This window comes from Nocardia neocaledoniensis, from assembly GCF_029868625.1.
Taxonomy (GTDB): domain Bacteria; phylum Actinomycetota; class Actinomycetes; order Mycobacteriales; family Mycobacteriaceae; genus Nocardia; species Nocardia neocaledoniensis_A.
Map to the genome: position 1 here is coordinate 1 of NZ_JARWOJ010000212.1, position 17,199 is coordinate 17,199.

16 protein-coding genes are annotated in these 17,199 nt (G+C 70.4%); 8 read left to right on the forward strand and 8 right to left on the reverse strand.

Going from position 1 to position 17,199, the window contains the following annotated elements:
* Positions 1 to 324: 324 nt before the first annotated feature.
* Positions 325 to 765, reverse strand: a complete 441-nt coding sequence (locus QH270_RS15770; RefSeq protein WP_280342658.1) for an NUDIX domain-containing protein — start codon at positions 763 to 765, stop codon at positions 325 to 327.
* 47 nt (positions 766 to 812) lie between these two features.
* Between QH270_RS15770 and QH270_RS15775 the strand changes: the two genes are divergently transcribed.
* Positions 813 to 1,391: a DapH/DapD/GlmU-related protein gene (locus QH270_RS15775; RefSeq protein ID WP_280342659.1), complete on the forward strand. Its 579-nt coding sequence runs from the start codon at positions 813 to 815 to the stop codon at positions 1,389 to 1,391.
* Between the two features lie 50 nt (positions 1,392 to 1,441).
* On the opposite strand, the gene QH270_RS15780 is transcribed toward QH270_RS15775, so the two are convergent.
* From QH270_RS15780 to QH270_RS15805, 6 genes are all read right to left on the reverse strand, one after another.
* Positions 1,442 to 2,608, reverse strand: a complete 1,167-nt coding sequence (locus QH270_RS15780; RefSeq protein ID WP_280342663.1) for a lipid-transfer protein — start codon at positions 2,606 to 2,608, stop codon at positions 1,442 to 1,444.
* On the reverse strand, positions 2,605 to 3,027 hold the full coding sequence (locus QH270_RS15785; RefSeq protein WP_280342666.1) for a MaoC family dehydratase: 423 nt from the start codon (positions 3,025 to 3,027) through the stop codon (positions 2,605 to 2,607). Before QH270_RS15785 ends, QH270_RS15780 begins: the two co-directional genes overlap by 4 nt.
* Before the next feature lie 94 nt (positions 3,028 to 3,121).
* Positions 3,122 to 4,099: a bifunctional MaoC family dehydratase N-terminal/OB-fold nucleic acid binding domain-containing protein gene (locus tag QH270_RS15790; RefSeq protein WP_432420371.1), complete on the reverse strand. Its 978-nt coding sequence runs from the start codon at positions 4,097 to 4,099 to the stop codon at positions 3,122 to 3,124.
* Positions 4,096 to 5,259 carry an acyl-CoA dehydrogenase family protein gene (locus tag QH270_RS15795; protein WP_280342673.1) on the reverse strand — a complete coding sequence of 388 codons (1,164 nt, stop codon included), beginning with the start codon at positions 5,257 to 5,259 and terminating at the stop codon, positions 4,096 to 4,098. The genes QH270_RS15790 and QH270_RS15795 overlap by 4 nt, the downstream gene beginning before the upstream one ends.
* Entirely contained in the window at positions 5,244 to 6,323 is a 1,080-nt protein-coding gene (locus QH270_RS15800) for an acyl-CoA dehydrogenase family protein (RefSeq protein WP_280342676.1), read from the reverse strand. The genes QH270_RS15795 and QH270_RS15800 overlap by 16 nt, the downstream gene beginning before the upstream one ends.
* 4 nt (positions 6,324 to 6,327) lie before the next feature.
* Positions 6,328 to 8,451, reverse strand: a complete 2,124-nt coding sequence (locus QH270_RS15805; protein ID WP_280342679.1) for an acyl-CoA dehydrogenase — start codon at positions 8,449 to 8,451, stop codon at positions 6,328 to 6,330.
* 124 nt (positions 8,452 to 8,575) lie between these two features.
* On the opposite strand from QH270_RS15805, the gene kstR reads away from it, so the two are divergent.
* From kstR to QH270_RS15840, 7 genes are all read left to right on the forward strand, one after another.
* A complete protein-coding gene (gene kstR, locus QH270_RS15810) occupies positions 8,576 to 9,190 on the forward strand; it encodes a cholesterol catabolism transcriptional regulator KstR (RefSeq protein WP_019044699.1) in 615 nt (204 codons plus the stop codon).
* Positions 9,191 to 9,375: 185 nt separating this feature from the next.
* On the forward strand, positions 9,376 to 11,946 hold the full coding sequence (gene otsB, locus QH270_RS15815; RefSeq protein ID WP_280342680.1) for a trehalose-phosphatase: 2,571 nt from the start codon (positions 9,376 to 9,378) through the stop codon (positions 11,944 to 11,946).
* Between the two features lie 132 nt (positions 11,947 to 12,078).
* The gene (locus QH270_RS15820) at positions 12,079 to 12,963 is read left to right on the forward strand and encodes a metal ABC transporter solute-binding protein, Zn/Mn family (RefSeq protein ID WP_280342683.1); all 885 of its coding nucleotides are present in this window, start codon (positions 12,079 to 12,081) and stop codon (positions 12,961 to 12,963) included.
* Between the two features lie 9 nt (positions 12,964 to 12,972).
* A complete protein-coding gene (locus tag QH270_RS15825; protein WP_280342686.1) occupies positions 12,973 to 13,818 on the forward strand; it encodes a metal ABC transporter ATP-binding protein in 846 nt (281 codons plus the stop codon).
* Positions 13,818 to 14,684 (forward strand): metal ABC transporter permease, encoded by an 867-nt coding sequence (locus QH270_RS15830; protein ID WP_280342689.1) that lies wholly within the window; start codon positions 13,818 to 13,820, stop codon positions 14,682 to 14,684. Before QH270_RS15825 ends, QH270_RS15830 begins: the two co-directional genes overlap by 1 nt.
* A gap of 65 nt (positions 14,685 to 14,749) precedes the next feature.
* Complete coding sequence (locus QH270_RS15835; protein WP_280342692.1) at positions 14,750 to 15,922, forward strand: acyl-CoA dehydrogenase family protein; 1,173 nt, start codon at positions 14,750 to 14,752, stop codon at positions 15,920 to 15,922.
* Positions 15,923 to 15,962: 40 nt separating this feature from the next.
* Positions 15,963 to 16,769, forward strand: coding sequence for an enoyl-CoA hydratase/isomerase family protein (locus QH270_RS15840; RefSeq protein ID WP_280342694.1), 807 nt, complete (start codon positions 15,963 to 15,965; stop codon positions 16,767 to 16,769).
* Positions 16,770 to 16,773: 4 nt separating this feature from the next.
* Here QH270_RS15840 and QH270_RS15845 read toward each other — a convergent pair whose 3' ends face one another.
* On the reverse strand, positions 16,774 to 17,052 hold the full coding sequence (locus QH270_RS15845) for a DUF4190 domain-containing protein (protein WP_110041357.1): 279 nt from the start codon (positions 17,050 to 17,052) through the stop codon (positions 16,774 to 16,776).
* Between the last annotated feature and the right edge of the window lie 147 nt (positions 17,053 to 17,199).

A 17,199-nucleotide genomic window follows, 5' to 3' on the forward strand; every position in this document is an offset into this window, starting at 1 on the left:
TCTCACTCCCCGGGGCTCCCCACCTCTTAACCGCGCGGGGGGTCCCCCCACCCCTGCACCCCCCCCCCTATTTCCCCGCCCTGCTGTAGGGCCTTATCTCCCCCGGGTGCGCGGGGGGGCGCGCCGGCTAACCGGCTGGGACCGATCACAACGTCGAACGACTCGCGCGCCCCATCGCCCGGTTTCTGGCGAGCGCGGCACCACCGGCCGAACCGAATTCCGAATAGCGCGGCTCGCATTCCGCGCGACTCGGATGGTGTGATTGCGCCGCGACATGATGCGAAGGCCGGTCACCGGCGAGGTTGTCCAGCGGTTCGCACCGGATCAGTCAACCGCCCAACCGAATTCCGAATACGGGGCGTGCGAATTCGACGCCGCGATTCCGAGTGCGGAATATTCGATGACGTCGGCGGGCAACTCGTCGAGGCCGAACCAGCGCACCGCATAGCATTTCTCGGGCTCCCGGTTGGACGGCTCGCCCCGCCACTCATCGGCGCGGAAGAACAGCCCCAGGCGCGCCTCGCGGCCGGGCGCGGTGACATGGGCGACGTGGATCAACCGCAGCGCGGCGGGATCGATGTGTACCCCGACCTCCTCGGCGGCCTCGCGAGCGGCGGCCGCCGTGGCCGACTCACCGAGCTCCAGCTTTCCCGACGGCAGGTGCCAGCGGTGGTCGAACTCGTCCCCGCTACGGCGCAGGCTCAGCAGGAGCGCGCCCTCGCGGATCAGGAGCACGTGGACGTCGACCAGGTGGCGTGGGGGCACGGCACCGAGCCTACGAAACCGGCGCGGCGGCGGGTGAGAATCGTGGGATGGCGAGCGAAAACCTCATGCGGATCCACGATCCCGAGCTCCTGGCGCGCGGCGAACGGGTGCTCGGCGTCGAGTTCACCGCGATGCACGAGCGGGTACTCGAGGTCACCGCGCTGACCTCGCGGCTCAACAGCACACCCTTCGAGGACGAGGCGGCCAAGGCCGCGCTCTTCGAGCAGATCCTCGGCCGTCCGCTGGCGGCGGGCGTCACGATCTACCCGCCCTTCTACACCGACCACGGACTGAACCTCGACCTCGCGGAGCGGGTGTTCATCAATCAGGGGTGCACGTTCCTCGACTACGCGGGCATCCGGCTCGGCCGGGGCGTGATGATCGCGCCGAAGGTCACGATGATCACCATGGGTCATCCGGTCGATCCGGTGGAGCGACGGGAATTCCTCACGGGCGGACCGATCGACGTCGCGGAGAACGTGTGGATCGGTGCGGGCGCGACCATTCTGCCGGGGGTCAGTATCGGGCGCGATGCCGTGATCGCCGCCGGTGCTGTCGTCGCCGCGGACGTGCCGGCGTCGAGCCTCGTCGCCGGGCCGAAGGGCGACATCCGGCGCAGCTGGTGACGCCGGAGCCCACGCTGAGCCGCGCGGTGGCCGCTCAGCGTGGGTAACCGCTAGGCGGTGAGGACCAGGCCAGAGGTGGGCACGCCGGTGCCCGCGGTGACCACGATGCGCTCCAGGCCGTCCACCTGGTTCACCGAGGTACCCCGGATCTGGCGCACGCCCTCGGCGATGCCGTTCATGCCGTGGATGTAGGCCTCGCCGAGCTGACCGCCGTGGGTGTTCAGCGGCAGCTTGCCACCGATCTCGATGGCGCCGTCGGCGATGAAGTCCTTGGCCTCGCCGCGACCACAGAACCCCAGTTCCTCGAGCTGCATGAGCACGAACGGGGTGAAGTGGTCGTAGAGGATCGCGGCCTGCATGTCGGCGGCGCTCAGGCCGCTCTGCGCCCACAGCTGGTCGCCGACCAGACCCATTTCCGGCAGGCCGGTCATGGCGTCGCGGTAGTAGCTGGTCATCACGTACTGGTCGGCCCCGCTGCCCTGTGCGGCCGCGGCGATGATCGCGGGCCGCTGCGGGAGGTCGCGCGCGCGCTCAACGCTGGTGACGACGATGGCGACGCCGCCGTCGGACTCCTGGCAGCAGTCGAGCAGATGCAGCGGTTCGGCGATCCAGCGCGAATCCTGGTGCTGTTCCAGGGTGATCGGCTTGCCGTAGAAGAAGGCGTTCGGGTTCACCGCGGCATGCTTGCGATCGGCCACCGCGACGGCGCCGAAGTCGGCACTGGTCGCGCCCGTGACGTGCATGTACCGGCGCGCGACCATCGCGACCTGCGCGGCGGGTGTGCCGAGGCCCTGCGGGTAGGCCCAGCCCGCGTCGATTCCCGAGGAGGTCGGCGCGGCGGCCAGCGCGGGCGAGAACTGACCGAACCTGGCGCCGGAGCGCTCGTTGAACGCGCGGTAGGCGACCACCACGTCGGCCACGCCGGTGGCCACCGCCATGGCGGCCTGCTGCACGGTCGCGCACGCCGCGCCGCCGCCATAGCCGATGTGGCTGAAGAACTTCAGGCTCGGGATGCCGACGGCCCTGGCCACGGCGGCCTGGGTGTTGGTGTCCATGGTGAAGGTGGTCAGGCCGTCGACGTCGGCGGGCGTCAGGCCCGCGTCGGCCAGTGCCGCGCTGACCGCCTCGGCGGCCAGCCGCAATTCGCTGCGGCCGGAGTCCTTCGAGAAATCGGTGGCGCCGATGCCGACGATGGCGGCTTTCCCGGACAAGCTCATGACTGCTCCAGAGAAGGTAGGGAGATCACCGCGGTGGCCGTGATGTGCTCGCCGAGGCTGTCGCGACCGCGCACGTCGATCGTGACCCGGTCACCGGACACCTCGGTGACCGTGCCCGAAAGGGTCAGCGTGTCACCGGAATACAGCGGCACCCCGAGGCGCAACGCGATCGACTTCACCACCGCCCCCGGCCCGGCCCAGTCGGTGACGAAGCGCTGCACCAGACCGGTGTCGGTGAGGATGTTGACGAAGATGTCGCTGGACCCGCGCTCGACCGCCTTGTCGCGATCGTGGTGCACGTCCTGGAAATCCCTGGTGGCCAGGGCGGTACTGATCACGAAGGTGGGATCGGCGTGGATCACCAGCTCCGGAAGCGAGGTACCCACCGCTAGCGCGGCGGGATCGATGGTGGTTGTCACAAGCTGGTCCTTTCCGGACGGGCAGAGCGAGTCGGCGCGGCGCAACCCCGCGCGAGGTGTCCCGCTGCGGAACCCTCGCGACGAGGCGCGGCACTCACCGCTGGGCCTGCCAGTAGGGCAGAACGGTGCCGTCGGGGAGTTTCTCGAAGGCGGCGCGCACCGGCACCCCGATCGCGACCTCGGACGGGTCGATGCCGCGCAGCTCGCCGAGCATGCGCACCCCCTCTTCGAGCTCGACCAGCGCGACCACGAACGGCAGGTCGCGGCCCGGCACCTTCGGCGCGTGGTGCACGACGAAGCTGAACACGGTGCCGGTACCCGCCGCGACCACGTAGTCGGTGGTCTCGGCCTTGTCCTGCCAGAGGGCGGGCACCGGCGGATGCCGCAGCGAACCGTCGGGCAGGCGCTGGATGCGCAGCTCGCCGAGCTCGGTACCGGCCCAGAAGAATTCGGTGTCCTTGGAGATCACCGGGCCGACCCGGCCCTCGGGCGCGAGCTCGATGTCGCTCGCCGCGGGTGCCGCCGTGTCCTTCGCGGCGGGCGCGAACTTCAGGATGCGGAACAGCATCTCGGTGACCACCTCGTCACCGACCGACCAGGTGGTGGTGAAGGTGAGGAACCAGCCGTCGCCGAGCCCGGTGCGCTTGGGGCCCTTGAACTCCGAGAGCCTGCTGGTGACGGTCACCTCCTCGCCCGGACGCAGGTAACGGTGGTAGGTCTGCTCGCAGTTGGTGCCGACGACGGAGGTGTAGCCTGCCTCGTCGAGCAGCTGGGTCGCCAGGCCGAGCGGGTCGTCGGCGGTGCGCTGACCGCGCAGGCCGTTCATCGTCCACACCTGTGCCATGGCGGGCGGTGCGACGATGCCGGGGTGCCCGGCGGCCTTGGCGGCGGCCTCGTCGACGTAGATCGGGTTGGTGTCGCCGATCGCCTCGACCCAGTTGTTGATCATCGGCTGGTTCACCGGGTCGCGCCCGGCCCGCGGCGCGGACTCACCCGCCGCGGCCAGCTTCGCCAGCGCCTCTGGGATGTCTTCTGGGGTGATGCTCTCCGGCACGCCCGGCTCCTTGCTCATCGGGGGACGCGCGGCAGTTCCAGGCCGGCCGAGGCCACCAGTTCGCGCATGATCTCGTTGACGCCGCCGCCGAAGGTGACGACGATGTTCTGCTTGGTCCGGCGGTCCAGCCAGCCGAGCAGGTCGGCGGTGCCCGGCTCGGCCGGGTCGCCGTAGCGGCCCACGATCTCCTCGACGACGCGGCCCGCCTCCTGCAGGGATTCGGTGGAGAAGATCTTGGTGGCCGAGGCGTCGGCGATGACGGTGTTCTGCGCGGCGGCCGGGTCGGCGGCCGCGACCTGCCAGTTCAGCAACTCGTTGAGCCGCACCATGGTGCGCACCCGGCCCAGCGCGCGGCGCACCTCGGGCTCACCGAGCAGCTGATGCTCGGCCGACCAGTCGCGCAGGCGGTCGTAGAGCTGCTCGATCTTGCCCGAGGGGCCGAGGCTGACGCGCTCGTGGTTGAGCTGGGTGGTGATCAGCCGCCAGCCCCGGTTCTCCTCGCCGACCAGCATCTCCGCCGGTACCCGCACATCGTCGAAGTAGGTGGCGTTGGTGTGGTGGGCGCCGTCGCAGGTGATGATCGGGGTCCAGGAGTAGCCGGGGTCCTCGGTGTCGACGATCAGGATCGTGATGCCGCGGTGCCGCGATTCCACCGACCCGGTGCGGCAGGCCAGCCACACGTAGTCGGCGTCGTGCGCGCCGGTGGTGAAGATCTTCTGGCCGTTGACGATCCAGTCGCCGTTTGCGTCCCGCACCGCGGTGGTGCGCAGCGCGGCGAGGTCGGTGCCCGCCTCCGGCTCGGAGTAGCCGATCGCGAAATGGATGTCGCCGGAGAGGATTCCGGGCAGGAACTTCTTCTTCTGTTCCTCGGTGCCGTACTTCTGCAGCGTCGGGCCGACGGTCAGCAGGGTGACCAGCGGCAGCGGCACATCGGCGCGCACCGCCTCGTTGAAGAAGATCTGCTGTTCCATCGGGCCGAAGCCCTGGCCGCCGAATTCCTTCGGCCAGCCGACGCCGAGCCAGCCGTCACGGCCCATCCGGCTCACGACCGCGCGATAGGCGGGGCCGTGCCGGTTGACCGCCATCTCGGCGTGTTCGGCCGGCGTGACGAGATCGGCGAAATAGGAACGCAATTCCTCGCGCAACCGCCGCTGTTCGGCGGTCAGATCGATGAACATCTTGCTCCCAGGAGGTCGAGGCGCAGGCCCGCGCCGCCGAGCAGACGGGCGAGGTCTTTGGCCTGTGAGTAGTACCGGTGCATCGGGTGGGTGATATCCACACCCAGTCCACCGTGCAGGTGGTGACATTGCTGCATGGCGCGCGGGACTTCGGCCGCGGCCCAGTAGGCGAGCACGTCGAGGTCCTCGTCGATGCGGCGCTGGTGCTCGGGCGACGGGTCGTCCTGGGCCAGCGCCCAGCACGCCGATTCCGCGGCCACGTGCAGGGTCCGCGAGACCACGTACAGGTCGGCGATCTCCTGCGCCACCGCCTGGAACTCGGCCAGCGGCCTGCCGAACTGTTCGCGGGTGCGGACGTGTTCGGCGGTCAGCGTGAGCGCGCCCTTGAGCAGGCCGTCGGCGACGGCGCCGAGGGTGGCCAGGGCGTGGCGGTGCAGGCTGGGCAGCAGGTCGGGCAGCAGTTGCGCGGCCGGGATCTCGACCTCGTCGAGCACCAGCGTCGCCTCGGGGATGCCCGCCGAGCCCTGCACCGGGATGATCTCCAGGCCGGGTGCGACCGATTCCACCAGCGCGACACCCGCGTCGGTGGGCACCAGGATCCAGCGCGCCTGCTCGGCGTAGATCACGCCGACCTTGCGCCCGGTGATCCGCACGGTGTCACCGTCGCGCACGGCCTTGGTGCTCGGCGCGGTGGTGAACGGCGCGCCCGGCTCGTTGAGCGCGGCGGTGAGCACGGTGCCCTTGCCGACCTCGGCGAGCACCAGCCCGGCGAGCTCGTCGGGCAGCACCGGCGCCAGCGGCAGCACACCGAACCCGAAGGTCGGCAGCGCAGGCACCGCCACCGCGTCGGTGGCCAGCTCCATGAGCAGGGCCGACACCTCGAGCAGGCCCATGCCGTCGCCACCGAACCGCTCGGGTACCGGCACCGCGAGCAGGCCGGAGTCGATCAGGCTCGGCCACAATTCCATATCTCGGGCCTGCTCGCGTTCGAGCAGGCTCACGACCACCTCGGCAACAGCGTCGGCGCTTTCGTCGCGGGTGAAGTCCACGGCGTCCTCCCTCATCGAGCTAACTGTCCGCATCGCGCGGCAGGCCGAGAATCCGTTCGGCGGCCACGGTCAACAGGATCTGCTCGGTACCGCCCGCGATGGAGAGACAGCGTGTGAGCAAGAATTCTTTCAGAGCGTCTTCTTCCAGGGAACCTTCTTCGCCAGAAAGTTCCAAGGCGTATTCCGCCAGGTCCTGCCGGTGCCGGACACCGACGAGTTTGCGCACGCTCGCCTGGGCGCCCGCGTCCACTCCGGCCATCGTCGCCTCCGCGATGCGCTGCTCCAGCAACGAGCCAGCAATCGACGAGGTGATCAGGGCGCCGAACCGGTCCTCACGCAACTCAGTTCCCCATCCACCGACCGGGAAACGGTCCAGCAGCGCCTCCAGCGCGCCGCCGATCCCGCCGCCGCCCATGGCGACCCGCTCGGCCGACAGGGTGGTGCGCGCGATCTTCCAGCCGTTGTTCAGCGCGCCGACCAGGCAGTCGTCCGGGACGAACACCTCGTCGAGGAAGACCTCGCTGAAGCGGGCCTCGCCGGTGATCGTCACCAAGGGCCGCACCTGTACCCCGGCGGCGTGCATGTCGACCAGGAAGTAGCTGATCCCACGATGCTTGGCGGCGGTGGGATCGGTGCGCGCCAGGCAGATGCCCCAGTTGGCCTCCGAGCCCAGCGAGGTCCAGACCTTCTGGCCGCGCAGCACCCAGCCACCGTCGACCTTCTCGGCCGTGGTGCGCAGTGCCGCGAGGTCCGAGCCCGCGCCCGGCTCGCTGAACAGCTGACACCAGGTGACCTCGCCGTGCAGCGTCGGCCAGACATAGCGCTCGATCTGCGCCTCGGTGCCGAAGCGCAGCAGCGTCGGCACCGCCCAGCCGGCGACCGCGAGGTCGGGGACCTCGAGCTCGGCCCGGCGCAGCTGTTCGGCGATCTGCAGGCACGTCATCGGATCGGCTTCGCGCCCATACGGTTTCGGCCAGTGCGGCATCACGAACCCGCCCTCGACCAGGGCCCGGCGCCGCTGCTCGGGAGCAAGCGCGGCGATGGCGGCGATCTCGGCGGTCAGCGCGGTATCGCCCGCGACGTCACCGAGGACGCGCTCGGCGCCGGTGGTGCGGCGCTGCCCGGCCCTGGTGAGTTCGGCGACCCTGGCCCGCCAGCGGGCCGACCCACCGAGCAGCTGCCGCAGGGCGCTGGCCCGGCGCAGGTAGAAGTGCGCGTCGTGCTCCCAGGTGAAGCCGATACCGCCGAGCACCTGGATGGCGTCCTTGGCGGTGTCGACCGCGGCGTCGAGCGCGGTGGCCGCGGCGACGGCGGCGGCGATCGGCAGTTCCGCCCCGCCCTCGTCGATCGCGGCGGCGGCGTCGGCGGCGACCGCGCGGATCAGCTCGGTGCGGCACAGCATCCACGCGCAGATGTGCTTGATGGCCTGGAAGCTGCCGATCGGCTTGCCGAACTGCTCGCGGACCTTGGCGTAGTCGACCGCGGTGCGCAGGCACCAGCCCGCGACCCCGGCCAGCTCGGCCACCGCGAGGGCGACGAACAGGTCGGCCACGTCGACGTCGGGGGCGAACCCGCGCGCCGACGGGACGGCGACCTCGGTGGCCGCGACCCGGGCCAGCGACACGGTGTGATCCGAACTCGACAGCGGCGAGATGGTGGCGGACGCGGCCGGGATCAGCAGCCAGCGCACTCCGTCGACGGTGTTCGCCGGGACGAGCACCTGGGTCTCGGCGTCGGCGCCGTAGACGAATTCCCATGTCCCGGTGACGGTCCAGCCCTCGTCGGTGTCGACCGCCTTGGCCGCGACCTCGTCGGTCGGCACGGCGACACCGCACGGCGCGCCGCCGGTCACCGCGCCCTGGGTGATCAACCCGGCCAGCGCGGTGGCCAGTACCGGTCCGGCGACCAGGTCGTCGGCGGTCTGTTCCAGGAACACGGCGAGGTCGGCGACGGTGCCGCCGAGGCCGCCGTGTTCCTCGTCGAGCGCGACCTCGAAGAGGCCGAACTCGGTCAGCGCGGGCCAGTACGTGTGCCAGCTTCCGGCACCGCCGGCCCGCATTGTTGCAATCGGCGCGACCGAACTCGCCCAGCCCCGCAGCGACTCCGCGGCGGCTTTATGCTCGTCAGTGGTGGCGATGGTCACAAGAAAAACCGCCCTTCCGGCGTGGCTCCCACTCCTAGAACATGTTCTAATATCCGGGCCGGGTATAAGTCAAGAGACGTGCTCGGCAGACGATTCAGGTGCACTCAGCGAAAGGGTTTCCACGATGGACAGTCCCGCCCCCACGCCCACCGTGACGACACTGTCCGAGGACGAGCTGAGTTCCAACGCCCAGCGCGAACGGCGCAAGCGCATCCTCGACGCCACGCTGGCGCTGGCCTCCAAGGGCGGCTACGACGCCGTGCAGATGCGCGCGGTGGCCGAGCGCGCCGACGTCGCCGTCGGCACCCTCTACCGCTACTTCCCGTCCAAGGTGCACCTGCTGGTCTCGGCCCTGGCCAGGGAATTCGAGCAGTTCGAGGGCAAGCGTCGCCCACTACCCGGCGACGGCCCCTCCGAGCGCATGCACGGCCTGCTCACCCAGATCACCCGGATGATGCAGCGCGACCCGCTGCTCACCGAGGCCATGACGCGCGCGTTCATGTTCGCCGACGCCTCCGCGGCCGCCGAGGTCGATCGCGTCGGCAAGGTGATGGACCGCGTCTTCGCCCGCGCGATGAGCGACGGCGAGCCCGACGAGCGTCAGCTCGCCATCGCCAGAGTCATCTCGGACGTGTGGCTGTCGAACCTGGTGGCCTGGCTCACCCGGCGGGCCTCGGCGACCGACGTCACAGAACGCCTCGAACTCACCGTCGACCTGTTGCTGGGTGATCGCGGGTAACCCACGCCCCCTGCGCACCGATCGGCCATATGCCCTCCTACGGAGGATGTATGGCCGATCGTGCATATGCCCAGGATTTGCGAGACACCGCACGCACAACCCGCCGCGCCGCCGGTGCGTCAGAATTGACGCAGTATTGTTTTTCGCGCCCCCTGATCAACTCCCCCGATCACTAGGTTGGATGCGTGAGCGCACAGGATCTGCCCTTGGATGTCCGCCGTGCACTGGCGTCGGTTGCGCGCGTGCCACGGCTCTTGGTTGCCTCGGACTACGACGGGACCATCGCCCCGATCGTGTCCGACCCGACGAAGGCGTTTCCCCATCGGGAATCGGTCAGCGCGCTACGCGCCCTCGCCGGTCTGTCCAACACCACCGCCGCGGTGATTTCCGGTCGCGCGCTACGTGATCTGGCCGCGCTCTCGCGCCTACCGGTCGAGGTGCAGCTGATCGGCAGCCACGGCTCGGAGTTCGACGTGGGCTTCGTGCACGCGATCGACAACGACGCCAAGCAGTTGCTCGCCGAGATCCAGACCGCCTTCGCCCAGATCGCCGCCGAGAACCCCGGCGTCACCGTCGAGACCAAGCCGGCGAGTGCCGCGCTGCACGTGCGCAACGCCAGCCCCGAGATCGGCAGGCGCGCACTGAATTCCGTGCGCCAGGGCCCGGCCTGCTGGGTCGGCGTCCAGGTCACCGAGGGCAAGGCGGTGATCGAACTCGCGGTGATCCCGACCGACAAGGGCACCGCGCTCGACACCATCCGGCACCAGGAGAGTGCCTCGGCGGCGGTGTTCTTCGGCGACGACGTCACCGACGAGAAGGCCTTCCGCGTGCTGTCCGGCCCCGATGTCGGCATCAAGGTCGGCGACGGCGAGAGCCTGGCCAAGCTGCGCGTCGACTCCACCGAGGACGTCGCCCGCGCGCTGGCGTTCCTCGTGGAGGAGCGCCGCACCTGGCTCGCCGGCGCGAGCGCGCCCCGGATCGAGCGGCTGACCATGCTGGCCAGCCCGCGCTCGGTCGCGCTGCTCACCCCCGACGCGACGGTCACCTGGTTCTGCCACCCCGAGCCCGACTCGGCGGCGGTGTTCGCGCACCTGCTCGGCGGCGCGGCCGCCGGACACTTCACCGTGGCGCCCGAGCGCGCGGGCCTGCCGCTGTCGCAGCGCTATGTGGACGGCACGATGACCGTGCAGACCCGCTGGTCCAGCCTGCAGGTGATGGACTACCTGCCGCACGACGTGCCCGCCGACCGCACCGACCTGACCCGCGTGATCACCGGCGACGCGAAGGCCGTCGTCACCTTCGCGCCGCGGCCGGAGTTCGGTCAGGTGCCGGTGCGCATCGAGGCGGTGACCGGTGGCCTGCGGGTGAGCGGCACCAACGAGCCCATGGTGCTGCGCTCCCCCGGCGTCGAGTGGGAGATCCTGTTCGACGGCATCAGCGAGCAGGCGCGCGCGGTGGTCGACCCGTCGGCCGCGCCCGTCGTCCTCGAACTGCGCTGCGGCACAGCCGATCTGGCGCCCTCGATGACACCGGAGCATCAGCGTCGCCAGCTCGCCGAGCAGTACTGGTCGGACTGGGCCGCCGGGCTCCAGCTGCCCCCGCTCAAGCCCGATCTGATGAAGCGTTCGGCGCTGACCCTGCGCGGCCTGGTGCACCGCCCGTCCGGCTCCATCCTGGCCGCGGCGACCACCTCGCTGCCGGAGGACATCGGCGGCGTGCGCAACTGGGACTACCGCTACTGCTGGCTGCGCGACGCGTCGCTGACCGCGCAGGCGCTCGTGCACCTCGGTTCGCTGACCGAGGCCGACGAATTCCTCGGCTGGGTGCACCGCGTGCTCGACACGATCCCCGGCCCCGAGCGGCTGCACCCGCTGTACACGATCTACGGCGAGACACTGCCGCCGGAAGCCGTCATCGACCTGCTGCCGGGCTACGCGGGCTCGCGCCCGGTGCGCGTGGGCAACGCGGCCAACATGCAGGTGCAGCTCGACGTGTTCGGGCCGATCGTGGACCTGATCACCACGATGGCGCACGAGCGGGAACGGCAGGGCATCACCGAGCCCATCAAGGCGCTGCCCGACGCCGACTGGGAGCTGGTGCACGCCATGGTGTCGGCGGTGCAGCGGCGCTGGACGGAGCCCGATCACGGCATCTGGGAGATCCGCGGCAACCCGCGGCACCACGTGTACTCGAAGGTGATGGGCTGGCTGACGATCGATCGCGCGCTGACCCTGGCCGAGCGCTTCGACCGCCCGGCCGATCCCGAATGGGCCCCGCTGCGCGACCTCATCGCCGAGGAGGTGAAGGCGAAGGGCTGGAACGAGGAGGTGCAGTCCTACACCGCCGCCTACGACGGCACCGATCTCGACGCCGCGACCCTGCACATCGGCCTGAGCGGCCTGATCGACCCGGCCGACCCGCGCTTCGCGGCGACCGTCGTGGCGACCGAGGCCGAGCTGCGCAGCGGCGCGACGGTCTACCGCTACCACCACGACGACGGCCTGCCCGGCGGCGAGGGCGGTTTCCACCTCTGCGCCGCCTGGCTGGTGGAGGCCTACCTGCTCATCGGCCGCCGCTCGGACGCCGAGGCCCTGTTCGCCCAGCTCGTCGCCGCCGCGGGCCCCACCGGCCTGCTGAGCGAGGAGTACGACCCGGTCGCCGAGCGTTCCCTCGGCAACCACCCGCAGGCCTACAGCCACCTCGGCCTGCTGCGCTGCGCCCAACTGCTCAGCCAGCCCGCCGACGTGCTGGTCTGATCCGCTGATCGGTGAGCCGGGCTCGAATCCCGAGCCCGGCTTTTCGATGCGGTTCGTGCTGGGTACTCGGTCCTGCTAATCTAAAACGGTAACGATTTCCATTATGAGTTTTCGGGTTAGCAGGAGTACCGCGTGAACAGTCGATTCGTCCGCATCTGTGCTGGTCTCACGGTCGGGGCGGCCGTCGCGGTCGGGCTCGCCGCCTGTGGTGACGGGTCCAAGGATGCCGATGGCCTCGCGATCGTCGCGTCCACCAATGTGTGGGGTTCCATCGCGACCGCCGTGGCCGGGCCGGAGGTCGAGGTGACCTCGATCATCAGCGATCCCGCCGCCGATCCGCACTCGTTCGAGACCTCGGCCACCGACACCGCCAAGATCAGCGATGCCGATCTGGTCGTGTTCAACGGCGGACACTACGACGAGTTCATCGAGAAGGCCATCTCCGGCAAGGACAAGCGGACCGTCGAGGCGTTCGAGCAGCGCATCGACAAGAGCGACGAGAACGAGCACGTCTGGTACGACGTCACCACCGTCGCCGCCGTCGCCGACCGGATCGCCGCCGAGCTGGGCGAGCTCGACTCCGCCAACGCCGCCGCCTACACCGAGCGGGCGACGACCTTCAAGAACCAGCTGATCGGCGTCAGCACCATCACCGGCACCATCGCCACCCAGCATCCCAACGCGCCGGTCGCCCAGTCCGAGCCGCTCGCGCACTACCTGCTGGTGGCCGCGACCGCGCAGGACAAGACGCCGCACGAGTTCCAGGAAGCGATCGAGCAGGAGACCGACCCGGCCCCGGCCGCCGTCGCCGCGACCCGCGACCTGATCACCGGCAAGCAGGTCAAGGCGCTGATCTACAACACCCAGACCGAGGACAAGGTCACCCAGGACCTGCGCACCGCCGCGCAGGACGCCGGTGTCGCGGTCGTCGAGGTCACCGAAACCCTGCCCGCCGGAATGGATTACGTGCAGTGGCAGACCGCGAACGCCAAGGCGCTCGCCGCCGCACTGCGCTGAGGAACGACCGTGTCGACGACTGAGGAAGCGGCACCGGCCGCCACCGCACCGGCGGAGCACAGCGCCGCGGCCATCCGGCTGCGTGGCGCCACGCTGTCCTTCGGCGAGCGCACCCTCTGGCGCGAGCTCGACCTCGACGTCGCCCCTGGCGAATTCATCGCGGTCCTCGGTCCCAACGGCTCCGGCAAGACCTCGCTGCTGCGGGTGCTGCTCGGCAGGCTCGGCCTGACGGCGGGCACCGCGGAGATCGCGGGCAGACGCGCCGATGTCGGCAATCCGGGCATCGGCTACATCCCGCAGCAGAAGACCATCGACGCCGGGGTACAGCTGCGCGGTGTCGACCTGGTCGGCCTCGGCGTCGACGGGCACCGGTGGGGCCTGGGCTGGCGTGGCCGTGGCGAGCGCGCCCGCAAGGTCGAGGCGGCGGTGGCCGCGGTGGGCGCGCAGAAGTTCGCGCACGCCCCGCTGGAGTCGCTCTCCGGTGGCGAGCAGCAGCGGCTGCGGGTCGCGCAGGCGCTCGTCGGCGATCCGTCGGTGCTGCTGTGCGACGAGCCGCTGCTCAGCCTCGACCTGGCCAATCAGCGGCTGGTCGCCGAGCTCGTCGACCGGCGTCGCCGCGAGCACGACACCGCCGTGCTGTTCGTGACCCACGAGATCAATCCGATCCTGCCGCTCGTCGACCGGGTGCTGTACCTGGTCGACGGCGAGTTCCGGATCGGCACCCCCGACGAGGTGATGACCTCGGCCACCCTCTCGGAGCTCTACGGCACCGAGGTCGAGGTACTGCGGGTGCGCGACCGGCTGGTCGTCGTCGGCACCGGCGACGACATGGACGCGCTCGGCGGTACCGCCTGATGGACAAGCTCACCAAGGTCTGGCAGCAGATGTTCGACATCGGCACCACCGCCGACCTGCTCACCTACGACTTCGTCCAGCAGGCGCTGCTGGCCAGCGCCCTGCTCGGGCTGCTGGCCGGGTTGATCGGGCCGCTGATCGTCAGCAGGCAGATGTCGTTCGCCGTGCACGGCACCAGTGAACTGTCGCTCACCGGCGCGTCGGCCGCGCTGCTGGCCGGGGTGGGGGTCGGGTTCGGCGCGATCGCCGGGTCGGTCGTCGCCGCGATCCTGTTCGGCTGGCTGGGTTCCCGTGCGCGCGAACGCGATTCGGTGATCGCGGTGGTGCTCTCGTTCGGTCTCGGCCTGTCGGTGCTTTTCCTGTGGCTCGCGCCCGACCGCGCCGGCTCGAAGTTTTCGCTGCTCACCGGGCAGGTCGCCAGCGTCGGCTACGACGGACTCGCGCTGCTGCTCACCTGCACTGCGGGCGTGCTCGCGGTGCTCTCGGTGGTGTATCGGCCGCTGCTGTTCGCCAGCGCCGATCCCGAGGTCGCGGTGGCGCGTGGCGTGCCGGTGCGGGCGCTGTCGGTGGTGTTCGCGGTGCTGCTCGGCGTCACCGCCGCGTTCGGCGTGCAGATCGTGGGCGCGCTGCTGGTGCTGGCGATCCTGATCACCCCGGCCGCGGCGGCGGCCCAGGTGACGGCGAGCCCGCTGCGGGCGGCGGTGCTGTCGGTGATCTTCGCCGAGGTCGCGGCCGTGGGCGGGCTGCTGCTCTCGCTGGCACCCGGTGTGCCGGTGTCGACGTTCGTCACCGGGATCTCGTTCACCATCTACCTGGTGTGCCGAGTGGTCGGGCACCGCAACCGGCGGCTGATTCCCGCCCGCTGAGAATTTGGTGTCACTCGGGGCCGAAATGGCCCGGCCGCTGATCGTCAGCGCGCAAACTACACACCATGATCGACTTCAGCATTCCGGATGACCTGGCCGCCCTGCGCGATCGTGTCCGCGCGTTCGTCGCCGATCGGATCGTGCCGTTCGAGCGCGACCCGCGCCTCACCGCGCACGGGCCGACCGACGACCTGCGCGCCGAGCTGGTGGAGCTGGCCAGGGCGGAGAAGCTGCTGACGGTGCAGGCGCCGGTCGAATACGGCGGGCTCGGGCTCTCGCATGTGGAGCAGGCCGTGGTCTACGAGGCCGCGGGCTGGTCGACGCTCGGCCCGGTCGCGATGAACTGCGCCGCGCCCGACGAGGGCAACATGTTCCTGCTCGGCAAGATCGCCGACCCGGACCAGGTCGACCAGTTCCTGATGCCGGTGATCCGCGGCGAGCAGCGCTCGGTGTTCGCGATGACCGAGCCAGGCGGCGCCGGTTCCGATCCCGGGCAGCTGAGCACCGAGGCCGTGTTCGACGGCGAGAACTACGTGATCAACGGGCGCAAATGGCTGATCACCGGCGCCGACGGCGCCAAGACCTGGATCATCATGGCCAAGCTGGCCGAGAACCCGCACGTGCCCGCCGGGCCGACGCTGTTCCTCGCCGACGGCGGCGCCGAGGGCATCGTCATCGAGCGGATCATGAACACGATGGACCGCAACTACGTCGGCGGGCACGCCGTGGTGCGCTTCGAGAACCTCACGCTGCCGCCCTCGGCCGTGCTCGGCCGCACCGGACAGGCCCTGCGCTATGCCCAGCTGCGACTGGCCCCCGCGCGGCTCACCCACTGCATGCGCTGGCTGGGCGCGGCCGAACGGGCACAGAGCATCGCCCTGGACTACGCGCGCACCCGCACCGCGTTCGGCAAGCCCATCGGCGAGCACGAGGGCGTGTCGTTCATGCTCGCCGACAACGAGGTGGCGCTGCACCAGTGCCGGTTGACGATCTGGCACAGCTGCTGGCTGATGGATCGGGGCGAGCAGGCCAGGCACGAGTCCTCGATGGCCAAGTCGTACGTGTCCGAGGAGCTGTTCAAGGTCACCGACCGCTGCGTGCAGGTGCTCGGCGGGATCGGCATCAGCGACGAGACGGTGGTGGAGATGCTGTTCCGGGACATGCGCGCCTTCCGCCTCTACGACGGGCCGACCGAGGTGCACAAATACGCCATCGGACGGCACCTGCTGCGGGAGTGAACCCGCCTCCCATCCGGCCGCGGCTAGTACCATTCGGCCCATGAGTTCGGAACTGCTCGTCGATGTCGCGGCGGGTGTCGCCGTGCTCACCCTCAACCGTCCCGCGCAGCAGAACGCCGTCACGCCGACCATGGCGGCCGAGCTGAGCGCCGCGCTGCGCCGCTGCGACCTCGAGGATTCGATCCGCGCGGTGGTGATCACCGGCACCCCGCCGGCGTTCTGCGCAGGCGCGGATCTGTCGGCCCGCGCCGGCGAGGTGAGCGCGACCCTCGATCCGCCGCCGTGGCAGGTCCGCAAGCCGGTGATCGCCGCGGTGAACGGGCACGCCGTCGGCATCGGCCTGGCGCTGGCCCTGCAGTGCGATCTGCGCTACTTCGCCGGTGACGCCGTCTACGGCCTGAGCCAGGTCCGTCGCGGCGTACTCGCCGACGGGTACGCGCACTGGACGGTGCCGCGCCTGGCCGGGCTGGCCAACGCCGCCGACATCATGCTCACCGGCCGCACCTTCGACGGCGACGAGGCCAAGTCGATGGGCCTGGCCAACGCGAGCCTGCCCGCCGGCGAGGTGCTGCCGACCGCCATGGCCGTTGCCCACGACATCGCCACCGGACCGGCCCCACTGCCCGTGGCGCTGACCAAGCGGCTGATCTGGCAGAGCCTCGGGATGACGACCCCGACGATGGTCGGTCAGCTCGAGACCGAACTCAACGCGCACGTCGCCAAGAGCGTCGACGGCGGCGAGGCCATGGCCGCGTTCAAGGAACGGCGCGCGCCGAAGTGGACCGGCAGCATCAGCGCCGAGTGGCCCGCCGGCGACGCCGTCGCCGAGCGCCCCGGCTTGGACTGACGCGTCAGAAGTTCCCGTTGCAGGACCCGGCCAGGTACAGCATCGCGAACAGCACCATGAGAATGGTGCCGATGATGCCCGCGATGTAGCCGATCATCACCTGCGAACGGCCGCTGAGCGCGCCGTAGGACTCGTCGATCTGGTTGAGCGCCCGCTTCCCGAGCACCCACGCGACCGGCCCGAAGACCCCACAGCAGAACGGGCTGAGCAGCCCGAGCACGAGGATCAGGTTCGCCTGCGGGTGCTCGACCGTCTCACCGATCGGCTGATTCGGAATCGCCACGCACCGAATTCTACTGTGCACGAGGGCCGCTGACGCGGTACTACGCGCGGAACGGAACTCACCCCGATCAAGGCCGCGGCACACGACGACGAAAACCCGGCCCCGCACGACCCGACCTCGAGGAGGGTCCGCCGCGTCAGCGGCGGG

Coding starts and splice junctions, on each gene's coding strand:
- kstR (WP_019044699.1), top strand. CDS start 8,576: ATGGACAGTCCCGCCCCCACGCCCACCGTGACGACACTGTCCGAGGAC.
- QH270_RS15800 (WP_280342676.1), bottom strand. CDS start 6,323: ATGAGGGAGGACGCCGTGGACTTCACCCGCGACGAAAGCGCCGACGCT.
- QH270_RS15790 (WP_432420371.1), bottom strand. CDS start 4,099: ATGAGCAAGGAGCCGGGCGTGCCGGAGAGCATCACCCCAGAAGACATC.
- QH270_RS15795 (WP_280342673.1), bottom strand. CDS start 5,259: ATGTTCATCGATCTGACCGCCGAACAGCGGCGGTTGCGCGAGGAATTG.
- QH270_RS15830 (WP_280342689.1), top strand. CDS start 13,818: ATGGACAAGCTCACCAAGGTCTGGCAGCAGATGTTCGACATCGGCACC.
- QH270_RS15840 (WP_280342694.1), top strand. CDS start 15,963: ATGAGTTCGGAACTGCTCGTCGATGTCGCGGCGGGTGTCGCCGTGCTC.
- QH270_RS15780 (WP_280342663.1), bottom strand. CDS start 2,608: ATGAGCTTGTCCGGGAAAGCCGCCATCGTCGGCATCGGCGCCACCGAT.
- QH270_RS15835 (WP_280342692.1), top strand. CDS start 14,750: ATGATCGACTTCAGCATTCCGGATGACCTGGCCGCCCTGCGCGATCGT.
- QH270_RS15775 (WP_280342659.1), top strand. CDS start 813: ATGGCGAGCGAAAACCTCATGCGGATCCACGATCCCGAGCTCCTGGCG.